This is a genomic window from Kribbella sp. WER1, from assembly GCF_054189145.1.
This window is the reverse complement of the sequence record NZ_CM135186.1, coordinates 7,585,712-7,598,201: the sequence shown is the minus strand read 5'-3', so window position 1 is coordinate 7,598,201 and position 12,490 is coordinate 7,585,712. Positions and strand designations below refer to the sequence as shown.

Below are 12,490 nucleotides of genomic sequence, written 5' to 3'. Positions count from 1 at the left end.
GAGCATGGCGGACGAAGAGTTTCGGGTTGAGGTTGTGTTGGGGGACGAGGGGCACAGGCTCACGTTCTGGGACAGGCTGCGGGCGTTGGATCTGGATGACGACGCGCGGAAGCGGCTCGGAGCGCAGGTGACCGTCACCCGGGACGGGGACCGGATGCTCATGTACACGCATTCGCTCGAGGACGCGCAGGAAGCGGAGCGGACCGCGAAGGAGCTGGTGGCGGGCGAGCGCCTGGAGGCGACGTCCACGATCACGCACTGGAACGCCGCCGAGCAGGAGTGGACGGACCCGAGTGCGCCGGTCGGGCCGCATGACGCGGCTGGGGACGCGGCGAAGAACGCGGGCATGGAGGTTCCGGACCCGCGGTACGTCGTGCTGCAGGCCTACAAGCCGGAATTCCTGCGCGATCTCGGTCTTTAGAGACCGAGTGCGCTGAAACGGACGGTGAGGTCGTCGATCCAGTCCGGTGGCGTGCGGTGGTCGGCCAATGGGGTGCCGGCTTCGCTGCGCCACAGGATGTCGCCGAGGGCTGTTCGGAGGTGCCAGGCCATCATCCGGTCGGTCTCCAGCGGGTGGCCGGTGAGTTCGCGGTAATGGTGCATGGTCGCGGTCACCAGCTCGACGCCCGGGCCGGTTCCGGGGAGCGCGCGCAGGTCGTACTCCGGCTCGGCGCTGCCTGTTGTCTCGAAGTCGACGATTGCTCGGAGCTTGTCGCCGTCCCACACCTGGTTGCCGCCGTGCAGGTCGGCGTGAACCAGGACCTGCGGGCGCGGTGTCGCCAGTACCTCGTCGGTCCAGTCGCACCAACGCAGTACCGTCGCGACTTGCTCGGGGAGGATCCAGTGGCCGAGCTTGGCGCGCAGCGTGTCGGTGCTGGGCGGTTGGAGGGGCGCGGGCGGGACGTCGGGTAGCCGCTCCCCTGCTCGGTGGAGTTCGGCCAGGAAGTGGGCGAGTTGGCGGCCTGCCTCGTTCCGGTCGATCGTGTCGACGACGTCGAACAGCGCGGCACCGGGTACGAGTTCGGTGACCAGTAGGAGCGGATCGGTGCTGCTTGCAACGACCTTTGGGAGGTACGGGACGGCTGGTTCGCGGGACAGGGCGTTGAGGACGGCGACCTCATGAGCCAGGCGGAGGGCGGCGGGGCGTGACCAGGCGAACTTGGCGACGTAGCGGCCGCCGAGGACTGCGCTCGAGGACCACCACAGGGGTTCGTCCTTGTTGACGAGTTCGCGCGTGACGACAGGGAGGTCGGCCAGCTGCGGTGCGACCTGCCGTACGAGGTTGGCGATTGCTGCGGGCGAGTATTCGTCGAGCCACTGCACGCGCCTAGTCTGGCAGGCATGGATGTCACGCTGAGGCCTGTCGTGGAGGACGATCTGCCGTTGTTCCAGCGGTTTGCGGTTGAGCCCGGGCTGATCGGGCTGGACTGGAACGGGTATCGCGACCCGCAGGCGCCGGTCCGTCGGTTCGCCGAGGACGGCTTCCTCGGCAAGGAGGACGGGCGGTTGATGGTGCTGAGCAGGTCCGAGACGGCAGGATCCCAGACAGCAGGTTTCGTCAGCTGGCATTCGGGGTCGTTCGACGGGCGGACGCCGTACTGGGAGATCGGGATCGCGCTGTTGCCGGAGTACCGCGGGCGTGGGATCGGGTGGCGGGCGCAGGCGACGTTGACGGCGTACCTGTTCGAGCACACGCCGGTGCAGCGGATCCAGGCCGCGACGCATCCGGAGAACCTCGCGGAGCAGAAGTCCTTGGTGAAGGCGGGTTTCCGGCTCGAGGGCGTGATCCGCGGGTGCGAGTTCCGCGGCGGGAAGCTCCGCGACGGGTACCTGTACAGCCGGTTGCGCGACGATCCGGAGCCCGCGCTCGGCAACGGTTCGGTGACGGGAACCGTTTAGCAGACGGTGATGGCACCGTTCGCGGATTAGTCTCGGCGGGTCGCTGCACGCTTACCCGGCGTGGCTCTGCGACGCTGAAAAGTGCTGAGGAGAGGGGAATCCGTGTCTCGTCGCCGTGGTCTGGTCGCTGCTGCCGTCGTCCTGTCGTTCGCTCTGGCCGGCTGCGCGGACGTCGCCGCAAGCGAAACGACGCCCTCTCCCTCACAGACTGCCAAGACCTCGACGAGCAGCAGCCCCACCCCACGGCCGACGGTCACTCCGACCGCGAAGCCCACCGAGAAACCCACGGTGAAGCCGAAGCCCAAGGTGAAGCAGAAGCCCGAGTACTACGCGCTCCGCGTCGAACAGCAGCTCGACAAGCTCGGATACCCGGTCGGCGATATCGACGGCGACATCACCGCCCGCGCCAAGCAGGCCCTGTGCGCGTGGCGCGAGACCCACGGGATGCCGGTCAGCCGTCGCGGCCTGACGCTGGACGACGCGTACTCCGTCCTGAACGCGACCAGCCGTCCGGCCCCGACCCGCGAGCCCGGGATCTACGTCAACAAGACCTGCCAGATCCTGTACCAAATCGTTGGGAAGACCTACAAGCGGATCGTGTGGATTTCCACCGGAGGCCCGGGGTACGAGACGCCGAACCGCACCGGCACGGTGTGGCGCAAGTGGGCCGGCGCGCATGAGAGCAGCCTGTACGAGGACGCGTACATGTACGACTCCCTCTACTTCCTGAAGGACCGGCCCGGCATCGCCCTGCACGGCTCCCGGGTCAACTCGCTCGTCAAGCCGTACCCGGACAGCCACCGCTGCGTCCGCGTCCTCCGACCGGAGATCCACCACATCTTCGAGGACACACCGATCGGTACCAAGGTCCAGATCTACGGCGAGTACTAGAAGGCGTTTGACGCGTTACTCGGCCGCGCGGCCCAGAAGGTGTCGTAGGGCGTCGTCCAGTGTCGGCCGGCGGAAGACGTGGTCCAGTTCGGACAGGCGTGTTGGGACGACTCGTTGGGATGCCAGAGCGAGTTCCCGGGCGCCCTCCTCGCCTAAGAGGACCCGAGGGCCGAGGGACGGGACGCGGAGTAGCGCGGGGCGTCTGAGAACGTGCGCGAGCGTCGTTGTGTACTCGCGATTGCGTACGGGCGTCGGCGCCACGGCATTGACCGGGCCGTTGAGCTGGTCGTCGTACAGAGCGCGGTGATAGATGTCGAGTAGGTCGTCGATTCCGATCCAGGACTGCCACTGGTTGCCGTCGCCCAGCGGGCCGCCCAAGCCCGCCGCGAACAGGGGGTATTGGAGCTTCAGCACCCCACCGGCCGGTGTCTGCACGAGTCCGGTTCGGACGTTGACGACGCGGACTCCCCCGGCGGCGGCCGGGCTGGTGGCCTGTTCCCAGGCCTCGACCAGCTCGGCCAGGAATCCCTCGCCGCGTGCGGCCGTCTCGGAGAGTTCCTCGTCTCCGCGATCAGGGCCGTAGTAGCCGATCGCGGACGCGCTCACGAAGACCTTCGGGCCGTCCTCGGTCTCTGCGGCGAGTTGGGCGAGTGCTCGCGTCGGTCCGATCCGGGACTCGCGCAGGGTACGGCGATGCTCGTCGGTGAACCGTCCCGCGATCGACGCTCCCGCCAGGTGAACCACGGCGTCGACGCCGCGGAGCAGGGTGGACGCCGGGTTGTCGACGTCCCAGTACCGTTCCCTGTCGTTGTCGGTCGGGCGGCGTACCAGGCGAACGACGGTGTGGCCCGCGGTGCTCAGCAACGCGGCCAGGGCGGACCCGATCGTCCCGTGGCTTCCGGTGACGGCGACGGTCAGCGGGCGGAGGCCGGCGTCGACGGCACGCTGCCGGGCGGCGAGGTCGTCGGCGAGTTGACGGTGCCGGTACTCGAACATCGGCCGGAGCAACACCCCGGGCACGTTGGTCTCGACCGTGTCGGTGACCCGCGTCCGATCCGGCCCGACCGCCTCGAACTCGTGGGTATGACGCCATCGCACCGCCCACTTCAGCGGCGCGGAATCCAGCTCGTCGACGAACCGGTCTGGTGCCTGCTCGCCGTGGTGCTGCGCCACCCATCGCAGGCCGAGTGGAAACCCCAGCACCGCCGTCCCGTGCGCCAGGTCGGCGGCTTCCTGCTCGATTCGCACTGGCATCCACGGCGGGGTGAGCCGGACGACGGCGCCCGGCCGCTGATGCCAGGCGAACACCTCGTCACGGGGAGCCGGCACGACGCTGCTCTTCACGAGACTCACAGGCATGTCCTCCAGTTGAGGAATCTGCACAAGTTTTGCACACGCTGTGGGGAGCTCAGCGGATAACCGGGGCTCGTCGGCGGCGTACCGTACTCTGCTGCAGGTGAAACGCGCCCTCACCCTGGTGGCAGTACTCGCGCTCACCGCCTGCACGACGCAGGCCACGCCGCCGAACCCCACGCCGACGCCGACGGTCGCACCGCTGACAGTCGAGCAGGCGACGAAGGCTGCGCTGCGCGTCAGCGATCTACCGAAGGGCTGGGACGGCGGAATTGCGCCGGATCCGATCCCCACGCTCCGTCTGCCGATCACCTACGACCCGGTCGACTGCCAGGTGCTTCGTGACCCGCTTCGTGACCGGGATGCGCCGGCGCTGAGCGTTCGCGGGCAGTACTTCCTTCGCGGAGTGAGCCCGAGCGACGACACGGACGCGACCGAGGTGATCGCATCGTGGCCGACGCCGCAGCTTGGGCTGCTGCAGAAGCTCAAGGAGATGTTGCCACGGTGTCAGACGCTCGCCACCACTCTCGACGGCGTGACCTTCCACATGTTCGCGAGGCAATTGCCGGTGCCCTGGTTGCAGGACGGGATCGTGCTGCGGTTCGGCGATTCTGCGGATCGAAAGCTCACGTCCGCGACGTACACGGCGTGCGTTGTGCGCGGCGGCACCGTACTCGTGCTGAGGGCTAGCAGCGACACGTTCACAACGGACGCGGCGTTCCTGCGGTTCGTGAAGACGGCTGTGGGGCGGCTTGATGGTGTGGTTGGTTGAGGGGGTGGGGTTCCAGGGGTGGTCTCGGGAGGCGTTTGAGGTTTTGTTGCGGTTGGAGGGGGAGCCTTCGGCGGCGGTGCGGCGGGAGTGCCGGCGGGAGCGGGAGGAGCTGGTTCGGGAGCCGATGATCGGTTTGCTGAACGCGGTGGCCGATGCGGATTCGGCGTACGAGGACTTCTCGGTGTGGGGGTACGGCGAGGTGTTGCTGCGGGCCTGGCAGCGGCAGAGTGCGATTGTGCGGCTGGGGCGGAACGTCGAGTTGGGGGTGCGGTTCGATCTCGACGGTCTGGAGGTCGGGCTGGCGTGGTGGTACGCGCCGTCGGCGCAGATCGAGCGGTACAGGGCGGCGGTGGCGGACGCTACGTCGGGTCGGCGGCTCACTGCCGTGGTGCGGAGGTTGGAGCGGGACGGGTACACGATCTCGGGCGAGTTGCTGAAGCGGCCGCTCAGGGGGTATCCGGCCGATCATCCGCGGGCGACGCTGCTACGGCACAAGTCGTTGATCGCGACTCGGCCGCTCGGTTGTGACGACTGGATCCACACGGCTGCAGCCGCCGACCGGGTCCTGGATACCTTCACCGAACTCCGGCCGCTGGCGCGCTGGCTTGTCAAGCATGTCGCCCAACAGAGCTGATCGGCCTCGGACAGGGGGCTAACCCACCGGGGATACGGGGGCTAGCACCATCGTTGGGTCCGAACGCCGTCCTCTAGCGTTGTCGCCATGTCGAATGAAGAGCCGGGCACACCCAGGTTCACTGTGGTGATCCCCGCGTTCAACGAAGAGCGGATGATCGGCGACTGCCTGCGGTCGCTCGAGGGGCAGGACTTCGCCGGTGGGGTCGAGGTGGTTGTTGTCGACAACAACTGCACGGACCGCACGGCGGAGATCGCCCGCGGGTACGGCGCGGTGGTGGTGAGCGAGGAGCAACCCGGGGTCTGCCCGGCCCGGCATCGGGGCAGTGCCGCGGCGCGCGGGGAGATCGTGGTGTCGAGCGACGCGGACACCGTGTTCGACGCGGGGTGGCTGTCGCGGATCGACCGGAGCTTCCGCGACGATCCGGGACGGGTCGCCGTCGCAGGACCTTGCCGGTACGTTGGTGGACCCTGGTGGGGACGGGTGTACGCCGGGATCCTGTTCGACATCGTGCATCTCGTGTACCGGGCCACCGGGCGGGTCATGTACGTGACCGCAACCAACATCGCGTTCCGCAAGGACGCGTGGTCCGGGTACGACCTGACCGGGACCCAGGGCGCCGACGAGCTCGGGCTGCTGAGCCAACTACGGACGCGCGGGCGCGTGGCCTTCGACCGAACCAACCCGACCTTCACCTCCGCGCGACGGCTGGCGCGCGGGCTCGTCTACAACATCGCGGTCTCGTTCCTGTTCTACTACGCGCTCGCGGTGATGCTGAATCGCGCCGCCGGACGCCCGGTGATCGGTACGGCGCCGGCGTTCCGGAGTATGACCGCCGGACCGCGCAGGCGGCAGCGGATCAAGGCGCGGGCGATCGGTTTGGCCTGGCTGGCGGTCATCGTCGCCGGCGCGGTGATGGCGGCCGGCCTGGTCGAGAACACCTGGCTGGCGAAGCGATGATCCCGCGGCGCGTCCCCGGTCCGGCCGTCGGCGCCGCGGCGGTCGGTGCGGCGTACTGGTTCATGATGTCGCCGTACTCGCAGGCGCTCGGCCGGTTCCCGTACCGCGGGCCGGGCGACGAGCGGGTGGTGGCGCTGACCTTCGACGACGGGCCGAACGAGCCGTACACGTCGGAGCTCGCGGACTACCTCGACCAGGAGGACATCCGGGCAACCTTCTTCCAAGTAGGCAAGGCTGTTCAGCGTCATCCGGACACGACGAAGCGGCTGGTGGCCGCGGGGCATGTGGTCGGGCTCCACGGGCACACCCACGAGTTCACGCAGTACCTGCGCCGCCGTACGCTTGTTGACGAACTGGAGCGCGGCCTGGCTGCGTTCGGCGAGCTGGGGATCCGCCCGGCGCTCTACCGTCCGCCCTGGCTGCTGCGCATCCCAGCGCTTCCCGGTCTGCTGAAAGAGAACGGCCTAGAGGTCGTGTCCGGCGAGTTCTGTCACCTGCTGGAGGTGGCACAGCCCAGCCCGCACCGGATCGCCGACCAGGCGTTCCGTAGCACTCGTCCTGGCTCGGTCACGATCTTCCATGACGGCTGGGACGGGAAGTCCGCGGACAGGGCCGCAACGGTCGAGGCGGTCAGGTTGCTGGTTCCTCGGCTCCGCGCGCAGGGCTACACGTTCACCACGGTCGACCGCCTCCTCGACCTGCCCGCCTACCAGAGGAAGTCCTGAGGCTTCTTCTGGGCCTCTTCGCGGATGTCGGCCGGGTGCAGGCCGACCGCTTGCTGGCTGATGACTTCCAGGTTGCCGATCTGCTGGCCACCGCAGCTCGCGCACGCGGGTAAGGTCGCTTCGCTCATCGCGTCAACCTATCGGTCAGGCAGGTTGAGGCGTTTCAGGCGCTCGTACGCGCCGAGGATGTGCTTGTCGATGGCGTCCTGGGCGGCCTGTGGATCGGCCAGGGCGAGGGCGTCGCGCAGTTCCTTGTGCTCGCTGTAGCCGACGTCGACGAAGTCGGGGAAGCTCGCGTTGCGGGCGCGGAGGAAGACCGTCACCTGGCCACGGATGGACTCCCAGACGCGTTGCACGCGGGTGTGGTCGCTGTACGCATAGATGATGTCGTGGAACTGCAGGTCGAGCCGGACGGCGTCCTCCGGGTCGATCTTGGTGTCGACGCTCTTCATCTGTTCGAGGACCTCGTCCATCTCGGCGAAGCCGGCGCCCTGCATCCGGGTGCACGCGCGGCTCGCGGCCAGCCGTTCGATGGCGCCGCGGAGGGTGTGCACCTCCTCGACGTCGCTCTTGGTCAGCGTGCTGACGAACGCGCCGCGGTGTCGACGGAGCTCGACGTGACCCTCCTCCTCCAGCCGGACCAGGGCCTGCCGGATCGGGCCGCGGCTGACCTTGAGCGCTTCGGCGAGCTCGGCCTCCTTGAGGTGCTGGCCGGGCGCGAACCGGCCGCCGGTGACCATTTCCCGGAGTACGTCGGTGACCAGATCACCGAGCGCGCGCTGCGACGGCAGCGAGTACACGTCGTCTGGGATCACACCGACCACCTCCTCGAGCACGTTGTCGGATGCACTCTAACCCCCGTCAGGCCAGTCTGTAGATTGTAAACAATTACCCATTGACAGTATACGAAGGCCAGAGCAGACTCGGAGCCTCCACTCAGGCAGGACGGCAGAGAGGTCATGGCGACGATGACCACCGAGACAGCAGTTCACACCGGACGCACAGCACTCGGCCCGTTCCCGGCGGCCGCGCCCCGAGTTCCCGACGCGCCCCACGTCACCGCGGCCACGATCGAAGTGGACGCCGCGGACGTGCACGGTCCGCTGACCCGCGTCTGGGAGAGCTTCGGGTACGACGAGTTCAACTGGACCTACATGCCCACCGGCAAGCGGCTGCTGAAGACGTTCGCCGAGTTCTCCGGTGGCGGGTACTTCGTGCGCCCGCACTACATGTACTGCTCCGGCAGCGGTTTCGGTATCCCGCACTGGAGCAACGGCAACGTCTACCATGAGGACGCCGACGGCAACCCGTTCTACGACTTCACGCTGCTGGACCAGGCGTACGACGCGATCGTCGGCACCGGGCACCACCTGCTCGTCGAGCTCGGCTTCACGCCCCGCGACCTGCTCCCGCCCGAGGCGGCCGAGTTGACCGTCGTCAGCAGCCCGACGGCGTACACCAACTACGAGGCCGGCGCCTGGGGCTATCCGCCGAGCGACTACGCCAAGTGGGGCGGTCTGATCGGTGCGACCGTCCAGCACTGTGTCGAGCGGTACGGCGCCGACGAGGTGCAGACCTGGCTCTGGGAGCTGTGGAACGAGCCGGACATCGACTACTGGCGCGGCACGCTCGACCAGTACAACGAGCTGTACACCGTGACGGCCGAGGCGATCCGCGCCGTACTCCCCCACGCCAAGGTCGGCGGCCCGGCCGTCACCAGCGGCGGCCTGAACTTCCTCAAGGGCTTCCTGGACTACACGTCGAGCCGTGACGAGCCGCTGGACTTCATCTCGTACCACACGAAGGGCTGTCACTTCCCGACGCGCGACTACAAGCCGTTCGGCGAGCCCGCGGCCGAACAGCTCAGCCCGTCCTCGACGAAGATGCTGTACGACCTCCGCGAGTTCAACCGGCTGATCGGCTCGTACGACGCGTACGCTGGGCTGCCGGTGATCGTCGACGAGTGCGACGCCGCCGTACCCGCGCACTTCGGGCGGTACGACAACCGCAACTACAGCTTCCAGAACACCGAGTATTACCCGGTGTTCCAGGCGAAGCTGATGAAGAAGATCCTCGACCTGAACGCGACCGAGACCGCACAGGTCTCGTACGCCACCAGCTGGAGCTTCTACTTCGAGGCCGAGCGGTACTTCGAAGGCACGCGCTCGTTCCTGACCGCGGGCGGTGTCGAGAAGCCACTGCTCAATGCGTACCGGATGCTGTCACTGCTCGGTCCGGAACGCCTCAGGACGACGTCGGACGCGGCCTGGCGGGTCGGCGAACTCGAGCACACCGACGGCAGCAGCATGCCCGAGGAGGTCGACGCGCTCGCCTCCCGCGCCGAGGACGGCAGCATCGCGGTCCTGGTCTGGCGGCACATCGACGACCAGTACCAGACCAGCGAGGACCCGACGCCGGTCAAACTACTGCTCCGCAATCTACCCGCCGGCAAATACCGCCTGCGGCACCTGCGCATCGACGCCGACCACAGCAACTCGTTCACGGTCTGGCAAGGCCTCGGCTCGCCGCAGGACCCGACAGCCGACGAACTGGCCACGATCCACGCTCGGCAGGGCCTTGAAGAGATCGATGCCGAACGCAAGCTCACGGTCGACGGCGAACTGTCCCTCGAGATCAGCCTTCCGTTGCCGTCGGCATCGTTACTCGTGCTCGAGCCGAGCAGCTGATGGACACGGTCACGCTGAACAACGGCGTCCGGATCCCGCGGCGCGGCTTCGGCGTCTTCCAGGTCCCGCCCGGCGAGACGCAGCGCGCGGTCGAAGAGGCGATCGCGATCGGATACCGCCATATCGACACGGCCGCGGCGTACAACAACGAGGCCGGGGTCGGCGCGGCGGTGCGAGCGAGTGGCGTACCGCGGGACGAGCTGTTCGTCACGACCAAGCTGCGCAACGGCGAGCACGGGTACGAGTCGGCACTGAGGGCGTACGACGAATCGCTGCAACGTCTCGGTCTCGACTACGCCGACCTGTATCTCCTGCACTGGCCGAACCCGACGGCGGATCGCTATGTCGACAGCTGGCGTGCTCTGCAGCGGATCTACACCGATGAAAGGACCCGAGCCATTGGTGTGTCCAACTTCCTCCCGGAACATCTGGACAGACTGGACTTCGTCCCCGCCGTCAACCAGATCGAGCTGCACCCCACCTACCAGCAGCGCGAACTGACTGACCTTTGCCGCGAGCAGTCGATCGCCGTCGAAGCGTACTCCCCGCTCGGCCAGGGTCACGACCTGCGACATGTCACCAGGATCGCCGAAGCTCACCAGGTCACGCCCGCCCAGGTGGTACTGCGATGGCACCTGCAGCTCGGCCATCTCGTCATCCCGAAGTCGACCGATCCACAGCGGATCAAGGAGAACTTCGACCTCGACGGATTCGAGCTGACCGCGGCCGAGCTCGCGGCGATCACCGCGCTCGACAGCGGCAACCGGCTCGGCAACGATCCGCGGACGTTCGCGATCAGCCAGATCAGGTAGCCCGGTCATGAGGAGCAAGTCCTTGCAGCGGACCACCTGGATCTGGGTGTTCCTCCTCCCGACCGTGGTGCTGTACGGCCTCTACACGCTCTACCCGATCGTCGCGAGCTACTGGTACTCGCTGGTCGAGTGGAACGGCTTCGACACCGGCCAGAAGTTCGTTGGCCTCAGCAACTACAAGGCCGTCTTCACCGATCCGCTGTTCTGGAACTCGTTCAAGGTCACGCTGATCTTCATGCTGCTGGTGGTACCCGCGCGGGTGCTGCTCACGTTGCTGGTGGCAATCATCCTGAACTCCCCCAAGCTGCCGCTGATCGGCGTACTGCGCTCGGCGTTCTTCATCCCGGTGGTCACCACGACCGCGATCATCGGCGTGGTGATGCGCTTCGTGCTGGACCCGGGCACCGGACCGGTGAACTCGATCCTGACCAAGTTCGGCCTGACCGGCGTCGACTTCCTCGGCGACCAGCACCTCGCGCTACCGACCGCGGCCGTGCTGTACATCTGGAAGTTCTTCGGCGTCACGATGATCTACTGGCTCGCCGCGCTGCAGACCATCTCGTACGAGCTGTACGAGGCGGCCCGGATCGACGGCGCCGGCACCTGGCAACTGTTCCGGCACATCACGCTGCCGATGCTGAAGCCGTTCCTGGTCATCATCACCGTTCTCACGGTCGAGGAGACCTTCCACAACTTCGACCTGATGTACACGCTCACCGGCGGCGGGCCGTACTTCCACACCGAGATCATCGAGATCTACATCTACCGCTGGGCCTTCGGGGCCTCGATCCCACAGCTCGGGCAGGCGTCCGCTGCCGCGGTGATCTTCGGGCTGCTGGTCGCGGTCGTCGGCGCCGGACAACTGTGGGCCGTGCATACGAGCCGCCGGGCGAAAGGAGCGAAGCGATGAGCATGCGCCGGCTGCCGTGGTGGATCGCCGCGATCTTCCTGGTGGGAGTCGCGGTGGTCTGGATCTTCCCGTTCCTGTGGATGCTGTCGGCATCGCTCAAGGACAACCTGGAGATGTTCAGCGGCGGACTCAAGCTCTGGCCGGGCAAGTTCGTCTGGGACAACTACGCGCGGGCGTGGAACGACGCGCACTTCGGCCGGTACCTGATCAACACCATCGTGGTCACCGTCCTCACGGTCGTGATCGTGACGATCCGGTGCGCGACGGCCGGATACGTCCTGGCCCGCTACAGGTTCCGAGGGTCCAAGCTGTTCCTCGGCGTGCTGGTCGCGACGCTGTTCGTGCCGACCGGGTACACGATCATCCCGGTGGTCAAGATCTCGATGCAGCTGCACCTGATCGACTCGCTCGGCGGGATGATCCTCGCGCTCAGCGGCGGCGCGTACGTGTCCGCGATCCTCATCTACTACGGATACTTCCGGCAGATCCCGCGGGAGCTGGAGGAGGCCGCGGTCGTCGACGGCGCCGGCTTCGTCCGGACGTTCTTCTCGGTGATGCTGCCGCTGGCGATGCCGGTCACCGCGAGCGTCGCCGTCCTCACGTTCATCACCACCTGGAACGCGTTCTTCCTGCCGCTGGTCTTCACGTTCAGCCGGCCCGAACTGCGGACCGTCAGCGTCGGTATGCAGGCGTTCGTCGGCGAGACCGCCACCGACTGGTCCGGCATGGCCGCGGCCGGCGTGATCTCGATCGTCCCGGTGGTGGTCCTCTTCGTCGTCCTGCAGCGCTACTTCGTCGAGGGAATCTCGGGAGCAGTCAAGTCCTAAGGAGTTCGACCATGCCTGGA

Annotated in this window: 15 protein-coding genes; 11 read left to right on the top strand and 4 right to left on the bottom strand. The window is 67.3% G+C overall.

What is annotated here, in order from left to right; all coding sequences use genetic code 11:
- Positions 1 to 4 precede the first annotated feature (4 nt).
- Complete coding sequence (locus ACXJJ3_RS37190; protein WP_458166616.1) at positions 5 to 421, top strand: hypothetical protein; 417 nt, start codon at positions 5 to 7, stop codon at positions 419 to 421.
- Here the strand turns inward: ACXJJ3_RS37190 and ACXJJ3_RS37185 are convergent.
- Positions 418 to 1,323, bottom strand: coding sequence for a phosphotransferase family protein (locus ACXJJ3_RS37185; RefSeq protein WP_458166615.1), 906 nt, complete (start codon positions 1,321 to 1,323; stop codon positions 418 to 420). The genes ACXJJ3_RS37190 and ACXJJ3_RS37185 overlap by 4 nt on opposite strands.
- A gap of 18 nt (positions 1,324 to 1,341) precedes the next feature.
- Between ACXJJ3_RS37185 and ACXJJ3_RS37180 the strand changes: the two genes are divergently transcribed.
- Both ACXJJ3_RS37180 and ACXJJ3_RS37175 read left to right on the top strand, forming a co-directional pair.
- Positions 1,342 to 1,899: a GNAT family N-acetyltransferase gene (locus ACXJJ3_RS37180; RefSeq protein WP_458166614.1), complete on the top strand. Its 558-nt coding sequence runs from the start codon at positions 1,342 to 1,344 to the stop codon at positions 1,897 to 1,899.
- A 102-nt stretch (positions 1,900 to 2,001) separates the two neighbouring features.
- Complete coding sequence (locus ACXJJ3_RS37175) at positions 2,002 to 2,790, top strand: L,D-transpeptidase family protein (RefSeq protein ID WP_458166613.1); 789 nt, start codon at positions 2,002 to 2,004, stop codon at positions 2,788 to 2,790.
- A gap of 15 nt (positions 2,791 to 2,805) precedes the next feature.
- Here the strand turns inward: ACXJJ3_RS37175 and ACXJJ3_RS37170 are convergent, their stop codons facing one another.
- The gene (locus ACXJJ3_RS37170) at positions 2,806 to 4,149 is read right to left on the bottom strand and encodes a TIGR01777 family oxidoreductase (protein WP_458166612.1); all 1,344 of its coding nucleotides are present in this window, start codon (positions 4,147 to 4,149) and stop codon (positions 2,806 to 2,808) included.
- A gap of 97 nt (positions 4,150 to 4,246) precedes the next feature.
- On the opposite strand from ACXJJ3_RS37170, the gene ACXJJ3_RS37165 reads away from it, so the two are divergent.
- From ACXJJ3_RS37165 to ACXJJ3_RS37150, 4 genes are all read left to right on the top strand, one after another.
- Positions 4,247 to 4,915: a hypothetical protein gene (locus ACXJJ3_RS37165; protein WP_458166611.1), complete on the top strand. Its 669-nt coding sequence runs from the start codon at positions 4,247 to 4,249 to the stop codon at positions 4,913 to 4,915.
- Between the two features lie 52 nt (positions 4,916 to 4,967).
- Positions 4,968 to 5,549: a DUF2461 family protein gene (locus ACXJJ3_RS37160; protein WP_458166610.1), complete on the top strand. Its 582-nt coding sequence runs from the start codon at positions 4,968 to 4,970 to the stop codon at positions 5,547 to 5,549.
- Between the two features lie 87 nt (positions 5,550 to 5,636).
- The gene (locus ACXJJ3_RS37155) at positions 5,637 to 6,509 is read left to right on the top strand and encodes a glycosyltransferase family 2 protein (RefSeq protein WP_458166609.1); all 873 of its coding nucleotides are present in this window, start codon (positions 5,637 to 5,639) and stop codon (positions 6,507 to 6,509) included.
- Entirely contained in the window at positions 6,506 to 7,234 is a 729-nt protein-coding gene (locus tag ACXJJ3_RS37150) for a polysaccharide deacetylase family protein (RefSeq protein ID WP_458166608.1), read from the top strand. Before ACXJJ3_RS37155 ends, ACXJJ3_RS37150 begins: the two co-directional genes overlap by 4 nt.
- Here the strand turns inward: ACXJJ3_RS37150 and ACXJJ3_RS37145 are convergent.
- Positions 7,216 to 7,362 (bottom strand): hypothetical protein, encoded by a 147-nt coding sequence (locus ACXJJ3_RS37145; protein ID WP_458166607.1) that lies wholly within the window; start codon positions 7,360 to 7,362, stop codon positions 7,216 to 7,218. The two genes, ACXJJ3_RS37150 and ACXJJ3_RS37145, sit on opposite strands and share 19 nt — an antisense overlap.
- Before the next feature lie 9 nt (positions 7,363 to 7,371).
- The gene (locus tag ACXJJ3_RS37140) at positions 7,372 to 8,049 is read right to left on the bottom strand and encodes a GntR family transcriptional regulator (RefSeq protein ID WP_458166606.1); all 678 of its coding nucleotides are present in this window, start codon (positions 8,047 to 8,049) and stop codon (positions 7,372 to 7,374) included.
- A 153-nt stretch (positions 8,050 to 8,202) separates the two neighbouring features.
- Between ACXJJ3_RS37140 and ACXJJ3_RS37135 the strand changes: the two genes are divergently transcribed.
- From ACXJJ3_RS37135 to ACXJJ3_RS37120, 4 genes are read left to right on the top strand one after another with little or no spacing between them, the layout of a single operon-like run.
- Complete coding sequence (locus ACXJJ3_RS37135) at positions 8,203 to 9,921, top strand: GH39 family glycosyl hydrolase (protein WP_458166605.1); 1,719 nt, start codon at positions 8,203 to 8,205, stop codon at positions 9,919 to 9,921.
- Entirely contained in the window at positions 9,921 to 10,733 is an 813-nt protein-coding gene (locus ACXJJ3_RS37130; RefSeq protein ID WP_458166604.1) for an aldo/keto reductase, read from the top strand. The genes ACXJJ3_RS37135 and ACXJJ3_RS37130 overlap by 1 nt, the downstream gene beginning before the upstream one ends.
- A 7-nt stretch (positions 10,734 to 10,740) precedes the next feature.
- The gene (locus tag ACXJJ3_RS37125; RefSeq protein ID WP_458166603.1) at positions 10,741 to 11,643 is read left to right on the top strand and encodes a carbohydrate ABC transporter permease; all 903 of its coding nucleotides are present in this window, start codon (positions 10,741 to 10,743) and stop codon (positions 11,641 to 11,643) included.
- Positions 11,640 to 12,470: a carbohydrate ABC transporter permease gene (locus ACXJJ3_RS37120; RefSeq protein ID WP_458166602.1), complete on the top strand. Its 831-nt coding sequence runs from the start codon at positions 11,640 to 11,642 to the stop codon at positions 12,468 to 12,470. Before ACXJJ3_RS37125 ends, ACXJJ3_RS37120 begins: the two co-directional genes overlap by 4 nt.
- The last annotated feature ends 20 nt before the right edge of the window (positions 12,471 to 12,490 follow it).